The organism is Thalassoroseus pseudoceratinae, assembly GCF_011634775.1.
GTDB classification, from domain to species: domain Bacteria; phylum Planctomycetota; class Planctomycetia; order Planctomycetales; family Planctomycetaceae; genus Thalassoroseus; species Thalassoroseus pseudoceratinae.
In genome coordinates this window covers 699,218-722,099 of the sequence record NZ_JAALXT010000005.1, presented here as the reverse complement: position 1 = coordinate 722,099, position 22,882 = coordinate 699,218, and the positions used below count along the sequence as shown (strand labels likewise).

Below are 22,882 nucleotides of genomic sequence, written 5' to 3'. Positions count from 1 at the left end.
CTTATAGGAATTGGCCATAATTGCTGAAGAACGCATTGAGATCGTCAGGGTCGACGCCCGTCTGGCCTAATAGTCGACTATCCCCATCGAAGTCAAAAAGGGAATATCGCGTATTGGAGAAAATTGCATTGCGGTATGACATGTAGTCCATGTTGTCGACGTCAGCATCACCGTCAGCATCTCCAAAGAGACGGTGAAACCTTGTCGTCAAAGTCCCGCCGTTTGAGCCCGACCCATCAGCATCAACGCCCAAAACCGCACCATCAACCAGAAACTGATAGCGCCCATCGATAAGCGAACCCGTGTGATCAACAAGCGGGCTTTGTGAAGCGAAGCCAATGGTTGCAATCGTCTTTCCGTTTTCAGCCTTCGTTTCTAGGACTTGCAGTTGGAGTGAGATTGACGGATCAGAAAGAGACACGATGCGGAAACTATTGTCGGTGATCGCACCAAGCGAGATTTCGACGTTTCCGTCAAACACCACTTGAATCCCTTTAATGATCGATCGTTGTCCCGTCCCGTCCGGCGAGAAACCCGCTTCTAAATCTGGACTGTTATTGAAAAATGTGACACTTTCAAATGTCGCAACGGATTCTGGCGGGAAATGATTCACCGTGACAAGCACCTCGTCGCGACCGATGCCGCCATCGTCATCGGTGACTGTGAAGGTGACGAGATACTCTCCGTTCGCTGTCGGGGTGAGGCTGAAGTTGCGATCCGTGCTATCGGGAATGACTTGGCCATTGTTGCTGGTGACTTGCCAGAGGAACGTGTGCGTATCGTTGGCCCCTGGGTCAGTAAACTTGTCCTGAAACATTACTGGACCTGCGTCGCTCAGCAAGAAGTCCGCGCCAAGGTTGACTGACGGAGCCACGTTTTTGACTAGGAATTCAACGGACCGCGAAGCCACTTCCTGTCCATTAGAAAATACGGCATAGGTAAAGCCGCCGGTTCCATCGTCGGGGGCAACGAAGCGAACGGTTCTCTCGTCTGCGAGAAGCGTCGCCGTTCCACCCGATGAGGCGAGAGTCTGAAAGACGGGGTCAGAGACGCCAAGATCGGCAACAAGATTAATGAGATTCATCTCAAATGGCCCTTCACCGATCTGTCGAAACACCGTGTTGGGAACAAACGTGACAACTCCGGACCCGCCATTGTTATCGACGGCATCTTCAATCTTCGCTTCGATCTCGAAGCTTGTCACAAGTCGCGTGCTATCCTGCTGGAAGGTATTTCCAATCGCGGAGATTGGCTTTGGACTCTTATTGACAATCAGATTGCCGTCGCCATTGATCACGATCGTGTTCACGCCGGGGGCAGAAGCAGTTCCCAGGTCGACCGAACCTGCAAGAATATCAATTGCCGGCCGATCAGCGACGGTCGTTTCCTGAACGACTGTATGACGAAGGGAAAGGCTTCCATTCTGAACCAGAATTGTTGGAGCATCCGTCTCGTTCGTAAAAGTGACATTTCCAAAAATGAACAGGTCTCCCGAAACAAGCGTTAACGATGGGGATTGACCTATGAGAGTCGGCCCCCAGTAGGTTCCATCAAGGTTGAGTTGATATCCTTTGGGTACGACAACATTTTGACCACTATATTCCCCGCTGGTCAGATTGAGTACGATCGTCACAACCTCATTTGGTCGCGGGTCTTCAGGAAGAGCCGCAATGGCTTCGAGCCAGTTGATGAGATTGCCCGTGGTCGCGATGGACTCAATGCGGAAACCACCTGCCGGAGGAAAGGTGGGAAGCGCCTCGACGGTTTCTGCCAGGGTTTCTGGAGTCGGCAACTGAAGTGCGTCTCGCAATTGCGAGTCGATCAATTGAAGGGGGCCATTTTCGAGTAGCTGTTTTTTCTCCACGTGTTCGGCGTGTGTAATTCGATGCCAATACCAGGTCTGCCCGCGATTTCGCCACAATTCTCTCCGGAAATTGTTTTCGTTCATCTCATCGTAGCCGGCTTTGCCTGGCGAGTAGCTGCCAGTCCCGATAGTTCGACTCTCCTCAAGAAGCATGTTGGCCAGAATATAGACAACGCTTGGATCGGTATCAAAGTTCGGTGGAGATGCCAGGTGTAGGGCCTCCTGATGATTTTCTGCAATGTGCACTGCATGGATGAGTTCGTGAGCGAGGTCGATTTCAGGCAGGAAAGCACCGCTCACTGGATTGTTGTTCGCACCGACATCTTGTCCGACAATGGATGACCCGAGATGGTTGTACGTCACCGGAATTGGCTGACCCTTAGTCCAAGAAGGATCGACAGCCACTTCCGCCAAGGAAGGAGACCAAGTGATCACAACAGTTTCATTCGTGTCCATAAATCTCTTAAATATCTGCTGCCCAGTCAGGGTTTCTGCGATTACCATGAGGTTCTGATATGTCTCACTTCCAAACTCGGATGCTGCGCTTTCACTGTGGATCTGAATGATTGCTTTAAGATTGTCTTTTCGGAAGAACTTCGCACTTCCATCTTCGTACAAGAGACCAATTGAACCATGTTTTTTGAATGCTCGTTTGACACCATACATGCCCAACAAGGCATTTTGTACTTTAGGGTGGGTGGATTCCCATTGGTCGTTTGCGACCGCGGTGGCTGCTTTGTCTGCTTCACTCTGAGATTCGGTTGTCGTCAATCCAAATGATGCAGGAGCAGAAAGTCCCATACTCTCCAGAACGCCTTCCAGGATGCTATCTAAAATCCCTGAAATGTTGTTCGGATTGATGTCCTCCGAACTATTGATCTTTTCGATCAATTGTTCTTCAAGACTGGTATCGAAAGCAGTCAGCAAGAAGTCCAACTTAGGAGTTAGGCTTGGTGTGTAATCCAAACTCATGGAACTGGACTTTAAATCAATTGTAAAACCTCTCAGAGTCACTTCACCCGAAATATAGTCTGTCTCGACCGATGCCGTTAGGGGATCAAAACTGACGGTGATCAGATCGTTATTGTCGAAGTTGATTGAGAGATTCTTTAATACGAGGTCCGGAAACTCCGGAAACTTCTCTCTCACGACGGCGAGCAATTGTTCTTGACTGGCGATTTGAAGATCGTCGATGATGTTCGGAACGAAATTCCATTGAGTACCTGCACGCGTTGCGGTCAATCCCGCTAGGTGAATATATCCCGTGACCACCGGTGTTGTGACCGTAAACTTCGTGACATTGTCTTGTGCAGGAATTGTAAGTTCCACTCGGTCGACACCATCCACTTGGGTGTAAACCGCTTTGATCCCCGCCCAGTTTGTGGAAACGCTTTCAGGAATCGTCACTGTGAGCGAGCCGGTCGACGGTGTCAACGTGAGAAACTCATTCCCCTCATCCTTGATCTTTATCTCGAAATTGATGTCCTCGAAGCGGAGTTTTCCATCAATCTCGACGTTTGCTCCAACATAGAACGTGTCCGAGTCGTATGAGAAGTCGAGGAGGCTCGTAATTTTTTGATCATTGGGAGAAGCTTTTTCAACCCGATAATTGATGTCGGCGATTCCGACCTTGTAGCGGGTATTCACGCTCCAGGTTGTCACTGTAAAATCAGTGTGAGATTTTGTCGTGAATTTCACCGTAAACGTCAATTCTGGGACGTTCGGCGGAGTGATTTGGAAAGTATGCGTCGTTCCCGAGAGTTCATAGGGGAGACGATCGTCAATCAAATCCTCCACAAACGACCATGCCAGTCCCGTCGCATTTCCGATAAATGCCTCGACTAATGTATTGGTATCAAATGGATTCTCCTCTAGGAACTCCAAGGCCCCTCTCAGCGCCTCTGGCAGTTGTACGGAAGCAAAATTGATCCCCTGGATTTTTGATAGTTGCTCGCGAAGAGACTCGACAACAATTGCGGGATTCGTCAAAGAACTTGCGATTGTCTCAAATCCCTTCATCGCCTCCTGGGCATCACCGGGCAAAAGTAGTCTGGCCAATCCAATGTAGCCGCCAATTTGTGTCCCGAGCGGACCCGTCGCGACTTGAACGGCAATTGGCAGTGCCTCTTCCGGAGTGATTTCCAGAGGTGTATCGCCGTCGGTTAAGGCGTCGATGGCCGCGACATACGGCACAGCATAAGGAAGGACAATCGGCAAAGCGATCCTCCCGGCGGCTTCGGCTTTCGCGACCACATCCTGCAGATCATTTTCGCTGGGAAGAGCTCTGTGGTAGTCATCGATGACGTTAAGGTATCCCTGGTAGATCGCGTTAATCCCAGCCAGCGGGACCTCGTGTACTCCAATGTCGATTGATGCCTTAAACCAGCTAACGGGGCTCTCGATCTTCCCAAAGTCCACAGGAATTGAGTTGAGTGTCGTTTGACCACTGTTGGTGTCGAAAGTGAACGGGACAAGAGTTTGAACCAGTGGTGATTGGACGTTTTCGTGCTTCCACTTGAACGGGTTCCACACCTTCCCCCAGGAGTGGCCTAACTTGACCGTGGCCTTTCCCTCAATCGTGCCATCTTCTCGATAGACAAAATCCTCTTTGTTGACCGTGACTTCCTTAATGTTTCCAGGCAGGTGATCAATCTGCCGTCTGATGTCATTCTTGATGTCTTCGGCGATCCTTAATTTCTCACGGTCGAACTTTGCTTTCCTGGCAATCTCTGCTTGAATTTGGGCTTGGTAGGATTGAAGGTCACCAAACTCTGCGCGGAGACCAACAAGTAGGTTTTTGTAATGGTCGATCTCTTGGGGCAGTTCCCGTTTTGTTTTGATAAGGCTACCCGCTTCCCGGAGGTTGGCCCGGCTGGTAAACCCGAAATCCTCGCGTATTTCGTTCGTCAGCGTGTTGTACAGTCCTTCGCTCGCTTCAAAACTCCTAACATAGTGATCTAGTCGCTCGATTTCGCCTTCCACCCATGAGATCTCTAAGAGGAGGTAATCCAACAGGCTAATTCCGAGTTCGACACTCGGATGGATGATACTAAAACCACCAATTGAGTTCGTGGGAAAGTAGATGTTGTCAAAATCGTATCCGAATTGATCGACCGTGACCTCACCGGTCTTGGCTGAGCGGCGTTCGACGCGGCCATCCTCACTAAACAGATAGTAAATGTAGCCATCCCCGACCGCCATCGCTATGACTCCCGATGCGATCACCGCTTTTTGGGTTGTTACGAGGCTATGCTGAATCAGTTGCCGCTCACTTGCTCCTGCCGTCTCCGCGAGTTCAAAGATCTTGTCTCCAACGACAGCCATCGCGACCACATTTTCCGACTTTGTGAGCCAAGCCTGATCCCCGTTTGTCTTCGTGCGCAGCCGGAGGCCCGCCTCCTTATCACTGACTAAAAAGTCCAGACTGTAGAAGGTGTCGTTTCGTGCCACAAAGGTAATTCGGCCATGCCGATTGACCCCCACCACATTGCCATCCACTAAACCCAATGAGCTGATGCCATAAGCACTCACTGCCGTACCATCGCGGTAAAGCGACCCCTCCTCCAAAGAATACAGGTTGTCATCCGCACCTTTCTGAAAGTCGTCAGTGGTCGACCACTGGCCCTCAGGTGTTAGTCGCTGAACATAAGAGCTTCCGTTCCACTTCCCTTCCACGAAGACATTGCCTTGGTGATCGATGGCAGCCCGCTTTGCCCCGTTGCGAGTGCCGTTCGCGCCCAGGTGTAATGTCCCGTCGCCCAGCCAGTAAATCGACCCATCGAGAGCCTGGTCAAACCAGGCAATCTCATTCGCATCTCCCCAAGGCTGATCGTCGGGTTTTCGGAAATATCGCCCCGCGAGGCTCTGCGCGTAGCCATTTTTTGCATCATCCAGAGCGAAATTGGTGAAAATGTAATCTTCATCCGCGATTTGATAATAAAAATCGGCTCCATCTGGTGTGACGACAGCGTCCACGTCCGAGTCGACTCCAGCCCAGAGGTGGTCCGTTCCGGTTCGGCCTTCTAAAACATCGCCTCCACCATAGCCATACAATCGATTGCCCAGCGAATTGCCGAGGATGACATCGTCGTAGTCACTGCCGTAAACGTTTGCGATCGTGGCTCCCTCTTGCAGGGTCAAGTACAAGTTCTTGCTGTAGTTTTGTCGCTCTGTGCTGGCGAGATCGATCGTGATTCCGTCACCCATCCCCCGGAAGTCAAGCATGTCATACCCGCCTCCGGCAAGAATCGTATTATTTTGAGCTGAGAAATTATTGGACTCTTGCGCAAAGACATAAGTGTCAATGTTGTCTCCACCGTCTAGGGTTTCACTTCCTCTGGCGATCAACCTATCGCTACCTCCCCGTCCATAAAATGTGGCATTATACGAGCCCCATCGCCCGCCGTGAATGACGTCTGCGTAATCGGTTCCTCGGACAGTGCCAATAGTCAAATCGTCATAAACGGTGCCAAATGTGGACGTCCATTGTTGTGCGAGCTTTAACCTCAGGTCATTGTTGAGGGTCTGCCAATCTCCCGTGTCGAGGTCGAGATTGATGCCACCGAACAAGCCGGAAAAGTCGAGCGTATGCGTACCCCCACCGGCTTCGATGATGTCTTCTCCGAGATGACTGCCCTGAAAAACGAAGGTATCATTCTGGTCTGGAGAGAGGTAGATATCGTCGCCGGGGCCGCCTTCCATCGTGTCGCTGCCACGGCCTCCGTCGATGGAATCGTTTCCACCGCCGCCGCGAATGTGATCATCGTCGTCCCCGGCGTCGATGATTGCGGGAATCAAAACGTCGTCTGCGATGGTCACCGTGTCGCCAAGATAACCCAGGATCATTTCGATGCCCACGATGTTGGCAATGTCGAAATCCCGGTAGTCTTCGCCAGCCAGAAAGTCAGCCGTCACACGAAGTTTTTCGACTCCATCTACGACCACCCTGGAAACATCGGTTGTGCTTCCATTGTAAAATCCATCAACGACATACAGGGTGCCATCGTACAAGCCGACACCTTTGATGAGCGTCGTGACTGTTTCCGTCGCCTGGCCCTGATCGTCGTCTGTGACCGTGATCGTTACAGGAAAGCTGCCGCCGGCCGGATAGGTGTGGGTCCCCGTGAATTCGTAGTTGCCACGAGACGAATTCCAGACGATTTGGTCTTCGGTCAGGCTGGTGGCGTTGCCGTCGCCCCAGTCGATCGTGACCGTGTGAGTGTCTAGCGTGCCGACGTCGGTGAACGTCCCTCGAACGGTCACCAGTTCGTTCTCGCCTGCCTGGGCAGATCCCGTGGAACTGCTAATAACTTCCCGAATCTGTGGGGTAACGTTCTTGACCGTAACATGAGCGGTCGCTGTCACCGGCGCCGATTGCAGGTCGGTGATCGCGACCGTGATCTCATAGTTCTCAGCCGAGCCGTTCCCCGCTGGGTCGTCTAGGTATTGGTGATTGAATGAAAAGGACTTTGAACTGCTTGGCTGAGCGATTGTCTCGATGGTTCCGTCGCCCCAATCGATGGTCACTGAATGCCGATCACCGATACCGGGATCTGAGAACGAGCCGTTTAGCGTTACAGTTCCATTCTCATTGATGCTGTTAGCACTGAGTACCAACGGATTGATAACCGGAGCAACATTGTTGACTTGCACTTCATAAGTTGTTGTGTCGCTGGGAGCCCAACTGAGACTATAGAAGTCTCGATGATTCGAGAACCAGACATCCACATTGCCTTCTTGGTCGATCACCGCCGATGGGTAATAATGATGCAATGATTCCCCAGTAAGCGTGCTGATTCGCTGCGACGCATTCAAGGTCCGACCAATCATCCTCCCGTTTTCATCAAATCGTTGGAGGAAAATTCGATTTTGGGTAAAGCCGTCTGTCAACGTAGGCCGAGCTTGCCAAGACGCAATGAAGCTACCGTCGTCGTCGACTAGGATATCGTAGTCATAAACAAACTGTGAATTCTCGTAGAGTGGATTGATCCGGAACGGGCTTCCTAATGGGGTACCACTGGAATCGTAACGCCGAGCATAGAGGTCATATCGAGAGGGCTTGAAAGTCGATGCTTCCTGTTTCCAGGCCACGATAAAATTCCCTTCGGCATCCATCGTGATTTCGGGCTCGAAAAGCCGTTCAACACCGGCGTCGCTCGCCTGAATCAGAAGATCGTCCCCGATCTGCCTGCCCTGGGAATCAAAACGGGCAGCGTAGATGTCTCCTGCCACTCCGTTGGACCAAGGGCTTCCATTGTTCCAAACGACGACGGCGTTCCCATCAGCGTCGATCGCTACGTCCGCCTCCTGGTCAGTCGACAGTGCAAGTAATTCGACGCTCTCACTGAGAGGCTGTCCGTTGGCATCAAATCGTTGGAATTGAAGTTGCGTCTTGACGGGAAAGTACCCGTTGCTTTCCCAGACAACTGCGAAGTTCCCTTCGTCATCCATCGCGATTGCTTTGGTAGCCTTGAACTTTCCTGGGCCGGCCACTAGTTGAAATTCGCTGCCAAGCGGTTGCCCATACCGGTCATAACGCTGAGCGTGCAGGGCATCCAAATCAGAATAAGACGTTCGGACCCGATCGTAATTCCAGCGAGACACGGCCCACACAACCATGAAGTTTCCGTCAGCATCGACAGCCGCAACAACTTCCTTGCGAGAGTTATTATGATCCGTCGGATAAGAGCTGACTCGGAATCGATCGCCGAGTGGTTCATTATTCACATCGTAACGACGCGCGTAAATGTGATCGCCTTGCGTCCAAAGTGCGGTCGTCGTTCCCCATTGATCGACGACAACACCGTGGAAGGCCGTGTTGTATCGCTCCTGAGTAAACACGTCTGTTGTCGTGAAGGAGGTTCCGACGTGATGGGAATCGCTTGAGTGGTATTCCGTTTTTGACTGGAGGCGGGCATCGTTATTCTGGTACTGGTGTGACGTACTGAACGATTCGGTCCCCAAGGGAAACGTCAACGTCTCTGCCGATGAATTGTCACCCCAATCCACCGTGATTGAGATGTCTTCACTTAGTTCAGCGGCGGTGACAATTTCTCCGGTAAGCGTTGCGGTGTCGCCTTCGTCGATTGCTGACGTCACCGAGATGTTTTCAAGTTCGACATTGCTATCAAGAATTGTGACCAAATAGGTGCGGGTGGCGTTGGTCTGCGGATCGTTGGCCGTTGAACCACTGTTCGTCGGCCATTGCTCCGTCGGGTCTTCGTCGATCTCGGGAACAATGTTATTGACGGTGACGGTCGCGGTGCGGGACACCTCAAGCAGCATGTTCTCGATGACTGTTGCGGTAATTGTGTATTGACGCGATGCAGGCGTGGTCAGCCCATCGTCGGGATATCGATGTGCCAGCGTGAGCGTTTTACCGTCGTATGGCAGATCGACTCGCTCGGTATGACCATCACCCCAATCGAGTTCAATCGAATGGACATCGTTTCCAGGATCATCAAAACTAACCTCAACGGCGACGCTTCCGTTCTCGTCGATCGTGTCTGCACTCAACCATAGCGGCGCCAATTCCGGGGCGACATTGTGGACTTGCACTTGCAGATTGCTCGGCTCCCGCTTGGCATACCATTGGCCGTGCAAGTTCCAGGGGCGCGAGGCTCTTTGGTAGATCACCACTAAATTCCCGTCTGTATCCATCGCGATCGTCGATTCATCGGGATAGGGACGTTCAGACGCATCTAAATCGACTGGATTGATGAGAAACGGGCGTCCTTGGGCAATTCCGTTGGCATCATACGACTGGATCATCACCCCCTGGAAGCTGTTGCCGCGTCCAGAGACAGAATACCGACCGGACCAGCTCACGGCGAAATCCCCGGCATCATTCACGGCCAACGAGAGATGATCTGCATTCGACGCTACATCGGCCACCGAGAACACTTCGCCCAGAGGACTACCCTCTACGCTGAATCGACGCCCACGAATCTCTTGGTAATTGGGTTCCCCTTGGTAAGATCTCCAAGCGGCAACTAAGTTGCCTGTGGCATCCATCGCGACTTGCATTTCCGCGGGGATGTCTTCCGTCACGACAAACACATCTCCTACGTGCCCCCCGTTGGCATCATAGCGTTGCCCCAATAATCCCCGGCTGTTTCTCGTCCAATCGTTGCTGTCGTCTCCTGTTAAACCAATTAGCGAGTCGCCCCAGAAAACGACAAAGTTCCCCGCGGCATCCATCACCACCGAAGCGGTCGAGTTTCCAGGCTCTCCTCCCGAACTCTGCTCGGGCGAGAGGTCTTCAATGGAAGGTTGAGTGTTGACTTCGAATTCACCGCCGATTGCGTGCCCATCGGCATCGTATCGCTGACCTCGGACCGTCCGATAGAACACATCACCGCCAATTTCATCGAGATAAGACCAAATCACGATGAAATTCCCAGCGTCATCCATCGCAACGGAGTGGGAATACACAAAGTTGCTTCTGTAAGTTCCCCCCATTTCATGCGTCTTGGGAATTACCGACGTATTGATGCGAAACGTGCTGCCGAGCAAATTGCCCGTCGCATCCAAACGCCGACCCAGCACGTAAAGACCGTGTGGTTCGCCGCCCGGCAAGTCATCGGAAGCGAAGTTGCCGCCCCAGACGACGACAAAACCACCATCCGGAGTCGCCGCCAATGAGATGGGTGACGTCGAGACTGGTGTCACTGACGAGAAGATCTCGATTTTATCTCCCATCGCCAGACCAATGGCATTGAAACGCTGACCGTAGATCAGATATTCGTCGTACGAAGAACCCGGCTTTCGTTCTTTTTTCATCCATACGACTAGAGAATTTCCTTCATCATCCGTCGCGACCTGTTGAAATTGTGGTCGTCTTTGGTGATCTTCTCCTGCCGCAACCAGAAATTCGTTACCCACCGAAGTGAACGCATCAATCTTTGGGTCTTGGGCCGCCTCAACTGTCAGAGCTTGAAATCGAAACTTCTCATTCTGATACCGATGAATCTCGCTGAATGAACTCGTGCCAGCATCGTAAGTAAATGTCTCCGCCGTGCTGCGGTCGCCCCAGTTCACCGTGACGGTGATCTCTTCTCCCGGAGTTGGATTGACAATCTCACCGGACAGAGTGGCGAAGCCGCCCTCGGCAATGGCCGAGGTGATGCTTAAATTTTGCAACTCGGCGTTTGGGCTCTCGGCTGACACATGCGTAACTCGGTAGGTATCCGTGGCGGATTGCAGAGAAACTTCGGCTTCCGTGGAGTCAACCAACCCGTCGTTCACTTGGAACTGGAACGATGTATCGTACGGACCGGCGGTCGCTTGACTGGGAACAAAGATCACCCGCAGAAAGGCATCTGAAACCGGCGTGTTGGGGGCCGTGATTTCCTCCCCACGGGTGACGCCATCATTGACCTGATACAAGGCCCCCGTGGCGGGCAACGACGCGATCGTAGCGGTCAACGGGTCGTCATCAGGATCGCTGCCTCCCAGCGTGATGAGCAAGTCCGCCTCTTCCGTTCCGTAAAACTGGGCAGGCAAGGCAAGTGGTGACTGGTTACCGGCGAGCAAAATGCGATCTTCCAATTGTTCCAATACGGCAGGGAGATTCGTTTGGTGGGGATTGCTACGTACACGTTTGACTGGCCGATGTTTACGCACAAGGAGCCGCTGGAGTTTCCGTCGAACGGATCGCAAGTCCATGACGTCTCTTTCAGGAAAAATAACGAAGATCGCTAAAGTTTGATTTGAGAGTAAATCGAGGTGGGTCAGCTGAGAGTCGTCATAGCATTTTCACCCGAAATTGTTCGTTCGCCCACATTTGCTGTCATTGCAAACCATCAAGCACTGTAAATGCGCACTTTCGAACACTTCCCGCTATCCCGAAAGGCGTCAATTTCGCCAAAAAAAAGCGCAAAAAATGATGACGTCCGAAAGAAATCACGAAAAAGTTGCGATCATCGCAAGTTCTTCGAGTGTGATGCGTTTAGGCGGCCTATAGCCCGAATACTCCAGTGCGCAGTGAAAAGGCCGTTTGATTCCAGTGGGTACGAATCCCACCCGGCAAGTGTGAACAACGGTCGGAAAGTGGATCTTCGGCAAACTTGGTGAATTGGGGTGTGATTATCCGGCACGGATCATTCGGGCTCGGAGGAGTGCCAAGCTGGCTCGGCCGTAAATTTGACGTTTGATCGTCTTCAAGCGGTTGATGTGCCCTTCGACCGGTCCACTGCTCCAAGGCTCGTCGGACGCTGCCTGAACCGCGTTTCGGTCGCGTTCCCAGTCCTTCCGCAAATCTCAGCAGCTCCGAACATGGGCTGTCCCGCGCTTTCGCTTGCCATTCCCGCCAAGTCAAACACGTTGACTTGCGGATCAGGGCTGCAAATGTTTCGACGAGTTCGATCGCCTCGGTGAGCCGAGTGGTCGAGTGAGCATGCTTGGCCAGTAATTGCGGGGTGGGTTCGCAGAAGACGCGACGCGGACAATCGGGGTTGCGGCAGAAAAAACGCCGAACGGTCAGGTATAGCCGAACCGGGCGACCTTGAATCGGTAGGTCCCGGGCAGTTCAAGTGTAACGACTATGAACGCTGCCGGTTTGCTGTCCACAGCCGGGGCAAGCGGCGGTCAGTGCCAACGGGCTCAGAAGCAACTTAACAAGAGCATCATTCATTTCCACACGGTCCAACCGCAATCCCGCGTCGGACGGCAATACGGGTAACAACGTACGCAAGCTCCTGTGGTACATGGTCGTAGATCAATCAATACCCCATTCTATACACCCCGCTTCACCAAGTTTGCCCAAGAGCCACTATCGGGCCGTTGTTCACAGATGCGAAGGCCGAAGAGAATCTCACGTGGTATACCATGCGTTGGAGCCCGGAAGTCACCTTCCAAAGCAGCAAGCAGTTGCTGGGCTTTGAAGGGCCGCAAGGTTGGAAGGCTCAATTGGTCGAGCGCACGGTCCTCATGGCTCTGCTGTGACATAGCCTGATCGTTCTCTGGTTCGTGCAGGACGGTCACATTGAATACCAACCATCGCCATGTCTGTGGTACCCCCCAAAATTCCAGGCATTATTCGCTGACATGCTTGCGACGCTCAAACGTCAAAGCATCCGCAACTAGGTTTTCTCAATCCATTTGCGAAGACCTGGGTCGAGAAAACTCCGACAACTCCTGGACAACACCGTCGCACTCATCCTGTAAACTGCAATAATCGAACTTAGCTAACTGGGTCGTAGATCATCAGGATCGTGGCTCCGTTTTGAGTGGAGATCTCAGCCACATCGTCGTGACCCGGCAGGAGGCGGTAAGTTCCAGCCCCGAAGATTTTTCCTTCGGATTCGTATTCTCCTTCCAAGACGTAATGCTGGACTGCTGCGATGTGCGAATGCGGCGTGATTTGTCCTCCAGCGTGCAGGCGAACGAGGATCGTCCGCCCCTTACCTGAACCTTGATCACGAAGTCTTTTGACTTCCCCTTCGCCCGGAAACTCAGTTAACTTCTCCCAAGGCATTTCTGGCGTGTAGACGGTTTGCTGTTGCATGATTTGCTCCTCTTGGAAAGTAATAGAAGGTATACGGTTTCTCGATTTCGAGCGTGTCCGTTTGAAATTTGTATTGAAAAATGGTTGTCGAAGTTGTGAGAAGCTTGATCGATGGCACAATGGCATCGAACGCTAACAACCAGTATCCATTGGCGATGATTCTCTGTTATGTGAATTTTGGGCCGTTTAGTAAGACAATTGCTTCACGTTGATTTCGCAGCTTCGTCGGAAAATTGAACACCAAGGAAGACTCCCATCGTGTTGCCAGTGTTATCTTTCAGTATTCTCCGTCGCAGCTTGCGTCAGTCGGTTTCGTACAACTTCAACCGAACAGGGTGCGTGCAATACGACAGCATGAGAGACTGATCCTAGTAGAAATCGTTTCGCCGGTCCGTAACCGTGGGAGCCGATTAGGACTAGATCAGCTCCCCAGCGTTCAGCTTCTTCGACTATGAGTACCTTTGGTGATCCCTCCAGAATCTTGATCGAAACGGTGAGATCGCTCCTTGCTTCTCGTATTTGCTTTGCGGCTGCGTCAGCACGTTGTGGGGCAATCTTGCGTTCTTCTTCGAGTAGTTCTGCGTGGATTGCAAAGCCGACGAAGAACGGGTCGTAGACAGCAGGCACAGTGGCATGAATCACTGTGAAGACTTCCACTTCAGTATTCGGCGGCCATGGACGGGAGCAGACTTCATTGATCGCGGTTTCACTACAATGGGAACCATCGATGGCCAGCAAAATCTTCATGGTGTTCTCCGGGTTGTGTTCAAAATAGGCGATGAGGTAATATCGCCATCCCTCATTTCAGGCATTGTGAGAGCCCCCCCCCTTCTCACGAGTGAGTTCATGAAATTTCTCGATCCGTATCGCACGCGAGAGATTGTGCCCCGACTAATAATCCAGGATCTTGTCGGCGTTTAACAACATTTGCCCCAACAACTCTTCAGTACCAATCTCAGCGTGGCGTTTAAGCGCTATGTCACCGATGCGTGCCGACTTAGCACAATGGGGACATAGGACAACCTTTCCGCCAGCTTCGGCGAAATTCTCATAGTGCTTCGCTAGCGGAGTCGAATCGGATCCCCATGTCATATCTAGCAATTGCCGGCGTTCGGCCAATCGGACGCCTTCTAGATCAAGGAACAAGGTTACATCCGCTCCACCATTTTTCATTAATGTCGCAATCTTCAGTGCCATAAAGCAGCGGTGGAGATCATCAGTAAAATGCGACAAATGAACGACGACCTGTTGCTGATTCTGGCGAATTGTTGGGGCTTCTTGAGAATCGCCTGGCAAAGTTGTCGCAAACCCCAACGCAAGAAGCGTTACGAAGACAAAAACAGAAGATACCTTTTTCACTGTGAAAATCCTTATGTTAAAAGATGGTGTTCGAAACCCACGGCGCAAAATAAAAACCCCGAAATGTGACCATGGTCACATTACGGGGCAGTCGTTGCCTGATGGAGATGTCGCACGTAGACATCATTAGACATTTTACGATGACGCCAGTCGGAGGTCAATGGGCACCGATCACTGAGTTGTGAGAATGTTTTGACTATTACCCCTCCCCGGGGTCTCGCTTGCGATAATCTAGTCACGTCCGCAAGAGAAGCAGCACCATCATGCCAGCGAGTAAGGTCACAAAATGAATGAGATTGGTTTGAAGGTCATGGCTCTTCTTGATCTCGGGAATCAAGTCAGCTGCACCAATGTAAAGGAAGTTGCCGGCAGCGAAGGGCACGAGAAAGTTGACGTCGATCGTCGTTGATGCCGCATAGACAAGGATACCTCCTAGCGGAAAAGTCAGTGCTGATAGAAAGTTGAAGAATAGTGCGCCCTTTTGGGACCAACCGCCGTGAACTAGGATGGCGAAGTCTCCCATCTCTTGAGGCACTTCATGTGCTGCAGCAGCCAGCCAAGCTGTTACCCCGAGGCGGACATCAATCAAGAACGTGGCACCGACAAACATTCCACCAATCAGATTATGCAACCCATCCGCAATGAGAATAAGGTACGTGAGTGGCTCTCTTGCGCCTGGCTGTGTTTCGTGACTGTGATGCCAATGTAGGAACTGCTCCAGGGCCAGGAACGTTACAAACCCGGCCGCTAGCCAAAGGTAAACCGCAACAGAGTTTCCCATCTTGTCGACAGAAGTGGGAATCATGTGAAACAACGCTCCACCGATGAGTGATCCCGCAGCAAAAGCAACCATGGGTAGTAGAAGTTTGTCTAAGACTTCTTGTTTCAGTAGAAGCGTCAGACTACCAGCCAACGCGATCAAACTCATCGCCAAGCCGAACAATATGATGTAGCCAAGAGTGCTCATGAACAAGAACCGGAAAACGAGTAGATGGGTTTGATGTGATTCATAACTAAGTGTCCGCGAATGGACAGCTAGATAATTGTGCGGCTAGGTTTCACTCGTCGTATTGATAGTTCTACCATCGAGACATCAGCTTCGGAGTAATGACACACTACATGACAGTCATTTGTTTCTTTGCGGCTTCGCATTGATCGGCTGTTGGAATCGGGGGCGATCGTGTGAGTTGACAAAAGCGGCAATGTCAAATGCCTCCTGAATCTTAAGATCGGCTTCTCCCGGCGGCATCGCGACCTTCAGCCACGAGGCCATCTTCGGTACCTTCGAAAGTCCTGCTCCGTCATTAAACGAATTGTGGCCCCAGACAGGTGGGCCGTCGTCACTTCCACTCCCGTCATCGCTGTGACATGCGGAACAGCGGTCGGCATACAGCGACTTGCCACGCGCAAGGTCTGGTCGAACTGCTGGTTCCTTTAATGGTCGCAAACTGTTGGGCCCGAGCGGCGCCTTGGGGTTCATCTGAATCGGCACGTCTTTCGACAGCCACGTGATGTACGCCGCGATTGCGACCGAAACCTGGCTTCCGTTAGGAGGACGCTTTCCATTCTGACTCCGAATGAAACAATTCAGAATTCGGTCTTCGAGTGTGATGACAGCGGATTCGCGAGGGGAGTATGCCGGATAGACCGAAGCTACACCGATGAACGATGCCGCTTTGAGATCACGACCGGCATCGAGATGACACGATGTGCATTGCAAAACGTTGCCGACATATGGCTTTGTCAACGGATGTGTATTGGTTTCCCTGACAAGCGTTTCTCCCAAACGCACGGTCTTGCCGAGTTCGCCAGGCGGGTACGGGTCTTGAGCCTGCACTCTGCTCTGGCTGATCAGAGCCATTAAAAGGCTGCCTGCGATGGTTGCTGTGTTCATATTGTTGGCTCTTATAAACTGGGCGACGAGTTTTGATCGTGAGTTCAAGTTCGTTTCTCCTTAGAAACCAACTTGAGGACGGTCGTTGATGCCCGGCGTGACGCTCTTTTCATTTTCAGTTGTCAAGACAGAAGGAGCCTGAGTGCTGGATGGTGTTTCCTGATCAAGCAGGTCTTGTAGCGATCGAGTCAACAAGAAAAGGAGTACAATCGAACTCGACGATCTAGGCATAGGCCTGGCCTCTTAGATTGTTCTTATCTAACTGAAAGATGACGGCAGATGCAGCATGTTGCGGATTGAGGGTCAAATCAATGATTCTGTGTCATTAGCAACAACGAATCCGTCAGTAACTACTGGAGTCGAGCTTAACTTTACCACGAAAGATCCAATAGATCGCGACCGTGTAGCTGAGGACGCAAGGAAGTCCGACCGCGGCGATGATGAGCATCGTTTGTAGGGTGGCACGACTACTGCGAGCATTGTCGAGCGTGACACTGTAGTCTGCGTTGATCGTTGACAGCATGAAGTTTGGGTAGATCGCAACACTGAAGAGTGTCGCAAAAGCCAATATTGCCAACGAGGAAGTGACAAATGCGTAGCCTGGTTTCCCCAAGTGCATTGCACGGGGTATGTTTAGCACAGCCAGTGCGTTGAGGATTGGGACGACCCACAGGATCGGATACGCTGCGATATTTTCGGTCGCATGCGGAACGTGCCACCATGTTGCTAGCGTGACAAGGATGAATAAGCTGGCGAAGGCGTAAAAGACTGGGGTAATGGCATGCCGGACGCGTGCTTGCAACTCGTGTTCTGTTTTGAGGTAGAGATAAATTCCACCGTGCAATGCAAACAGCGAAACAGTCAGACAGCCGACCATCAGCGGGTACCAGTAGACTTGGGACAACAAACCTCCTTGATAGACATATTTAGGCCCAAGTTCCATGCCTGCCATAACATTGCCGCCTGCAACGCCGAGCAAGAAGGCGGCAATTAGGGATGATAGAAAAAATCCGATGTCCCAGAACTTAATCCATAGCGTTGATTTCACCTTTGATCGGAATTCCAGGCTGACGGCACGCCCGATCAGACATGTCAACAGCAAGAAAAACGCGTTATAGAAGCTACTGAAGACGGTCGCATACGCGACCGGGAATGCAGCAAACAATGCTCCGCCGAATGTTACAAGCCAAACTTCGTTGCCATCCCACAACGGACCGATCGAGTTCATTACGAGTCGCCGTTCGCGGTCGTCTTTAGCAATGAAGGGGTGCAGAATCCCAACACCCAGATCGAAGCCATCAAGAATCGAATAACCAATTAACAGCACACCCAGGAGTACATACCAGATAAAGGTTAACGAATCGTAGCTCATCGTGTTCCCTCCTCCATCATGTCACCGCCGAGGGGGTTCCCGCTCCGTCTAATCTTCTCAGGCATTGAATCAATCTGCAAATGACGCTTGTACTCCGCAAGTGCCTTCGCTGTCTCTGGCCCATGCTGAATCTTGTTATTGAGTACGAACACCCAGACAGCAAACAATAGAGAATAAATCATTCCGAAGAGGATGATGCTGCCAAGAACTTGCTCGGCGGTAACTGATTCGCTCAATCCATCGGCAGTTCTCAGCCCCATCATTTGAACCCCGTCTTGAACTGAAGGGTAAACGATCCACGGCTGCCGGCCGACTTCTGCCGTAATCCACCCTGCTTGGTTCGCGGTCATTGCGGCAAGGGGCATCAGTGCAACTGCCCAGAGCAACCAGCGTTTGCTACCGTAACTGCCACGATACCAGGACCAACACGCAAGTGATGAGACGGCGAGCATCAGCATCCCAAGTGCGACCATGAGGTGAAACGTCTGAAACGGGAGCCAGACTGGCGGACGTTCATCTTCAGGTATCTGATCCAACGCTGGGACCGGTTTAGTCGGATCATTGTAGACCATCAAACTCAGTAGGTACGGCACTTTCACATTGAATTGAACAGTCTCATTCTCGGAGTCTGGCCAACCAAATAGGTTTAGGCCGGTTGGGTTTTCGCTCGAGTGGAAGTGGCCTTCCATGGCTGCGAGTTTGGCTGGCTGAGTCTCGACTAGTTTTTGGGCAGAGTCGTGCCCCGTTATCGCTGCGAGCAATGTGAACACCAGTGATGTCGGTAATGCAATCGCAAGGCACCGCTTTGCAACTTCTTCATGTCGATTCTTCAGTAGGTAGTAGGAACAGACCGAGGCAACAAAGAAAGCCCCCAAGACGAGTGCACCGATCAAGGTATGCGTTAGCCGGTCGACAGACGAGGGGTTGAAAACCATGCTCCAAAAGTCGGTAACTTCTGCTCGTGGAATCATTTCGCCTTGAACGTCTTGCCAAACGATGTGATAGCCCGCTGGTGTCTGTTGCCAACTATTGGCCACAACAATCCACACGGCACTGAACATCGATCCAAGGAAGACCATCAGCGTGCTGAAGAGGTGCATCTTTGGACCGACGCGGTCCCATCCGAACACAAGTACCGCCAGAAAGCCGCTTTCCAAAAAGAAAGCAAAAATTCCTTCAGCTGCCAACGCAGACCCAAATACATCGCCAACAAATCGTGAATAGGCGGCCCAGTTCGTTCCAAACTCAAACTCCATCACGATGCCTGTCGAAACACCCATTGCAAAGTTTACGGCGAAGACACGCGTCCAAAATCGTGCAGCCGCTTCCCACTCAAGCCTGCCGGTGCGAAAATATGCCAGCTCGCAAAGAAACAGTTGCAAGCCGAGCCCAATTGACAATGGTGGAAACAAATAGTGGAACATGATTGTTCCGGCGAACTGCAACCGGCTTAGTAATTCGACATCCATTTGAAGGAATCTCTTTCCACAAAGTCCTGTCTAAATTTCAATACGATAATTTTGGTTTCAGCGCGGCGTAGCGGAATACACCAGCCGGAAATGTTTGGACGGTTAGTCTGACGCGATTTGTGTTTAGTTAGTCGCAGCCGGTTCCTGATCTTCGAGGACGGATTTGCCTGAACGTGATGGTAGTCGTGGCATTGTGATTTCAGGAAACTCGCCTTCAAGCGACTCTAGGAATGCGACGATGTCGGCAACTTCCTTGTTTGACAACTCCGTATCGAGTTGAGTCTCAGCCATGACGCGGACAGCATCGGACAGCGATTCAACCGAACCATTGTGGAAGTACGGTGCCGTGATCGTGATGTTTCGCAGCGTCGGCACCTTGAAGTAGTGCTTGTCCGCGTCCTGTTTCGTCGCTTCGTATCGTCCAAGGTCGCTATCGAGACGAAACTGCTTGACGAACTCACTTTCTGCGAAACGCGGAAAATCCTCAAACGATGGCTCCGTGTCTCCAACTTCCCAGCCATTGAGTGCCGGACCGGAATGGCACTCAATGCAACCAATGTTGTCGAACAGCTTCATCCCGCGAACTTGTTGATTGCTCAGTGCGTTCTTGTCGCCTTTGGTGTAGCGGTCGTATGGGCTGTTTGGTGTAACTAGTGTTCGCTCAAACGCGGCGATCGCCTTGGCAGTGTTGTCGATTGTGACTGGCTTCCTGTCGCCGAACACACGAGCGAATTCCTCTTGATAACCGGGAATGGCTGCGATTCGCTCAATCGCCTTGTCATGATTTGGCATCCCCATTTCGGGTGATGCGACGACTGGCCCTTTCGCTTGATCTTCCAGACTTGGCGAGCGACCGTCCCAGAACTGTGAGGCTTGGAACACGGAGTTCCACACGGTGGGTGAGTTGCGAGGGCCAAGACGTCCATGAACGCCCATTGATGATGGTCTCCCGTCGTCTCCGCCCTCCATGACATTGTGGCAACTGTTGCAAGATACGGTGCCCGTCAAGGATAGTCGGGGATCGAAGAACAGCTTCTTTCCAAGTTCCACTTTGGCAGGAGTCGTTGGGTTGTCTGGGGGTGAGTTGGCCTTTGAAGGAAGCGGCGGTGTGATCCCGAACGATGTCGACTCACTTGCGGCTGTGGAATCGCTACCCAGCTGAGAATGTGCGTTATTGGTCTTGGGAAATTTGTACGGCTTGTGAACTTCCTTCATCCCGTTCTTCAGGAAGCGGCTAACGAGCTTCGCATGTTCTTGGACCAGCATGATCACGAATGGGTCTTTGGCTTCATAAGTCACCTTCATTCCCTTCTTCGTCTCTTTGTAAGTCAGCGTGTAGTCGTCGGCGTGTTTGATGAGTTCGACGAAGATCGGGTGGAACGTCATGGGAGGCAGCGGTTTGTTTTGGTGAACCCGGGCTTCCATTGCCGGAACATGCTCGTGAATGAGCGCGGTGATCGCTTTGTCGTCCGACTCGGTAACCGCCTCCGCGCCGTTGGGTAGCAGCTTCACCGTCCGCTTGATTTTCTCACGACTGCCGAACAGCGTATGCAGCGTCGTCATGTCCGCACGCATACCGGGGTTGGCTCCGGGACCACGTCCCATGCCAAAGCCCCGACCGCGTCCGCGCTGGGCGTTTACGATGTCGCCGCCAGCGACTACCCCCAGGACGATGATCAAAACAAAAGTCGAGTACCGACACTTCATAACCGTTGAAGTGTTTTCAAAGCTGTTGGCCTTCATGATTGAGTCTCCTTGACATGATGTTGTTGCCATGACTTGAATCCGCCGGAAAGGTTAGAAACATCGAAGCCATGGTGTTTTAAGAGTCGAGTCGCCATGTATCCGCGTTGGCCGACCAAACAGTACACCGCGATGCGACGGTCGGTCGGGAGTTCTGACATTCGATCTCGAAGTTCTTCAAGCGGAACATTGACCGCGTCATGGATGTGTCCGGAGGCGAATTCGCCTGGCGTGCGGACGTCAAGAACAAACCAGTCGCGTGGCTGGTTGGTCGGTGGGACAAGATCACTGTGCACTACTGGTTGATCGCCACGAAGAATGCCTGCGGCGACAAAGCCCGCCATGTTGACTGGGTCTTTCGCCGACCCGTACTGCGGTGCGTAACACAGCTCGACTTCTTCGAGATCGTAGACCGTCATTCCCGCGTGAATCGCCATCGCAATCACATCGATGCGTTTGTCGACACCTGCTGCTCCCACGGCTTGAGCCCCCCAGATGCGAGCGTCGTCGGGATTGAACAGCAACTTCAACGTCATCGATGATGCACCGGGATAGTAGCCCGCGTGGTCATTCGGATGAATGTAGATTTTTTCGTAGGGCCGATTGGCACGTTGCAAAAGCTTCTCGCTTTGTCCCGTCATCGCAGCAGTCTTGCCGAAGACCCCGACAATCGCGGTGCCTTGCGTGCCACGATAAACGGAATTGCGACCAAAGATGTGGTCGGCAGCGATGCGTCCTTGACGGTTGGCCGGGCCGGCCAAAGGAATCTGAGTTGGCTCGCCGGTGACGAAGTCCTTCACCTGAGCGACATCGCCAACCGCGTACACGTTCGGGTCGCTGGTTTGCATGTGTTCGTTCGTGATGATGCCGCCTCGTTGACCGACGTTGATTCCGGCCTCGTTGGCAAGTCTGCTTTCGGGGCGTACTCCAATACAGACGACGGCGAAACAGGCAGGAAGCTCTTCGCCTGATTCGAGCTTCACGATGAGGTTGGCGTCGCCGGTACCTGTTTCTTCAAAAGCTGCCGCTGAATCGTTCAGCTTCAAGGTGACGCCCTGCTGACGAATGTGATCTTCCAGCGGACGCACAATTTCCCGGTCCCACGGCGGGAGAATTTGCTCTGCAAGTTCCACCACGGTGACATCAAGCCCTCGACGAACCAGATTCTCGGCGACCTCGATGCCAATGAAGCCAGCTCCAACAATGACTGCGCGGCGACTGCCCCCGGTTGTGACTCGGTCGAACATGCGATCTGCGTCGGCGAGGTCTCGTAGCTCCAGAACATGCGGCCCTTCGATACCGGGAATTGGTGGGCGGAACGGCGACGCGCCGGTTGAGATGATTAGCCGGTCATACGATTCGGTATATGTTTCACCGGTTACGAGATTCCTGACATCGACGACTTGATTGTCGCGATCGATTGACGTGACTTCCTGCCGAGTTCGCACGTCCAGCTGATATCGCTGACGCAAACGTTCCGCGGGAGCAACCAACAGTTTGTCTCGCGATTCGATTTCGCCACCAACGTAGTACGGCAAACCGCAATTGGCGAAAGATGGTTCGGTGCCTCGTTCGATCAGCACGATTTCGGCATCTTCGTCCAGTCTGCGGGCTCGAGCGGCAGCAGATGCGCCTCCCGCAACGGCTCCAATGATGACTATTTTCATGGCTTCTT

General features: G+C 52.3%; 11 protein-coding genes and 2 pseudogenes. All 13 read right to left on the bottom strand.

The features are described 5' to 3' along the window. Position 1 precedes the first annotated feature (1 nt). Positions 2 to 11,530: a PKD domain-containing protein gene (locus G6R38_RS20485; protein WP_166830616.1), complete on the bottom strand. Its 11,529-nt coding sequence runs from the start codon at positions 11,528 to 11,530 to the stop codon at positions 2 to 4. A 420-nt stretch (positions 11,531 to 11,950) separates the two neighbouring features. Next, positions 11,951 to 12,131: pseudogene (locus tag G6R38_RS20480) on the bottom strand (transposase); the annotation flags it as partial. Positions 12,132 to 12,323: 192 nt separating this feature from the next. Next, a pseudogene (locus G6R38_RS28490) lies at positions 12,324 to 12,380 on the bottom strand (hypothetical protein); the annotation flags it as partial. A gap of 12 nt (positions 12,381 to 12,392) precedes the next feature. After that, the gene (locus tag G6R38_RS20475) at positions 12,393 to 12,572 is read right to left on the bottom strand and encodes a hypothetical protein (protein ID WP_166830614.1); all 180 of its coding nucleotides are present in this window, start codon (positions 12,570 to 12,572) and stop codon (positions 12,393 to 12,395) included. Between the two features lie 474 nt (positions 12,573 to 13,046). Beyond that, complete coding sequence (locus G6R38_RS20470) at positions 13,047 to 13,370, bottom strand: cupin domain-containing protein (RefSeq protein WP_166830613.1); 324 nt, start codon at positions 13,368 to 13,370, stop codon at positions 13,047 to 13,049. 270 nt (positions 13,371 to 13,640) lie between these two features. Continuing rightward, positions 13,641 to 14,117, bottom strand: a complete 477-nt coding sequence (locus tag G6R38_RS20465) for a universal stress protein (protein WP_166830612.1) — start codon at positions 14,115 to 14,117, stop codon at positions 13,641 to 13,643. Positions 14,118 to 14,261: 144 nt separating this feature from the next. Then, the gene (locus G6R38_RS20460) at positions 14,262 to 14,729 is read right to left on the bottom strand and encodes a DsrE family protein (protein ID WP_240928302.1); all 468 of its coding nucleotides are present in this window, start codon (positions 14,727 to 14,729) and stop codon (positions 14,262 to 14,264) included. A gap of 235 nt (positions 14,730 to 14,964) precedes the next feature. Continuing rightward, positions 14,965 to 15,696: a ZIP family metal transporter gene (locus G6R38_RS20455; protein WP_166830611.1), complete on the bottom strand. Its 732-nt coding sequence runs from the start codon at positions 15,694 to 15,696 to the stop codon at positions 14,965 to 14,967. A gap of 159 nt (positions 15,697 to 15,855) precedes the next feature. Then, positions 15,856 to 16,623 (bottom strand): c-type cytochrome, encoded by a 768-nt coding sequence (locus G6R38_RS20450; RefSeq protein ID WP_166830610.1) that lies wholly within the window; start codon positions 16,621 to 16,623, stop codon positions 15,856 to 15,858. A gap of 343 nt (positions 16,624 to 16,966) precedes the next feature. Then, the gene (cydB, locus tag G6R38_RS20445) at positions 16,967 to 17,995 is read right to left on the bottom strand and encodes a cytochrome d ubiquinol oxidase subunit II (protein WP_166830609.1); all 1,029 of its coding nucleotides are present in this window, start codon (positions 17,993 to 17,995) and stop codon (positions 16,967 to 16,969) included. After that, positions 17,992 to 19,464, bottom strand: a complete 1,473-nt coding sequence (locus tag G6R38_RS20440) for a cytochrome ubiquinol oxidase subunit I (protein WP_166830607.1) — start codon at positions 19,462 to 19,464, stop codon at positions 17,992 to 17,994. The genes cydB and G6R38_RS20440 overlap by 4 nt, the downstream gene beginning before the upstream one ends. A 123-nt stretch (positions 19,465 to 19,587) precedes the next feature. Next, positions 19,588 to 21,207 carry a cytochrome-c peroxidase gene (locus G6R38_RS20435; protein ID WP_240928301.1) on the bottom strand — a complete coding sequence of 540 codons (1,620 nt, stop codon included), beginning with the start codon at positions 21,205 to 21,207 and terminating at the stop codon, positions 19,588 to 19,590. Then, on the bottom strand, positions 21,204 to 22,874 hold the full coding sequence (locus G6R38_RS20430; protein ID WP_166830605.1) for an FAD-dependent oxidoreductase: 1,671 nt from the start codon (positions 22,872 to 22,874) through the stop codon (positions 21,204 to 21,206). The genes G6R38_RS20435 and G6R38_RS20430 overlap by 4 nt, the downstream gene beginning before the upstream one ends. Between the last annotated feature and the right edge of the window lie 8 nt (positions 22,875 to 22,882).

What these genes read in the sequence shown, in the direction of transcription:
- G6R38_RS20455 (WP_166830611.1), bottom strand. Translation starts at nt 15,696, where the DNA reads ATGAGCACTCTTGGCTACATCATATTGTTCGGCTTGGCGATGAGTTTG.
- G6R38_RS20465 (WP_166830612.1), bottom strand. Translation starts at nt 14,117, where the DNA reads ATGAAGATTTTGCTGGCCATCGATGGTTCCCATTGTAGTGAAACCGCG.
- G6R38_RS20430 (WP_166830605.1), bottom strand. Translation starts at nt 22,874, where the DNA reads ATGAAAATAGTCATCATTGGAGCCGTTGCGGGAGGCGCATCTGCTGCC.
- G6R38_RS20440 (WP_166830607.1), bottom strand. Translation starts at nt 19,464, where the DNA reads ATGGATGTCGAATTACTAAGCCGGTTGCAGTTCGCCGGAACAATCATG.
- G6R38_RS20475 (WP_166830614.1), bottom strand. Translation starts at nt 12,572, where the DNA reads ATGTACCACAGGAGCTTGCGTACGTTGTTACCCGTATTGCCGTCCGAC.
- G6R38_RS20450 (WP_166830610.1), bottom strand. Translation starts at nt 16,623, where the DNA reads ATGAACACAGCAACCATCGCAGGCAGCCTTTTAATGGCTCTGATCAGC.
- G6R38_RS20470 (WP_166830613.1), bottom strand. Translation starts at nt 13,370, where the DNA reads ATGCAACAGCAAACCGTCTACACGCCAGAAATGCCTTGGGAGAAGTTA.
- G6R38_RS20435 (WP_240928301.1), bottom strand. Translation starts at nt 21,207, where the DNA reads ATGAAGGCCAACAGCTTTGAAAACACTTCAACGGTTATGAAGTGTCGG.
- cydB (WP_166830609.1), bottom strand. Translation starts at nt 17,995, where the DNA reads ATGAGCTACGATTCGTTAACCTTTATCTGGTATGTACTCCTGGGTGTG.
- G6R38_RS20485 (WP_166830616.1), bottom strand. Translation starts at nt 11,530, where the DNA reads ATGGACTTGCGATCCGTTCGACGGAAACTCCAGCGGCTCCTTGTGCGT.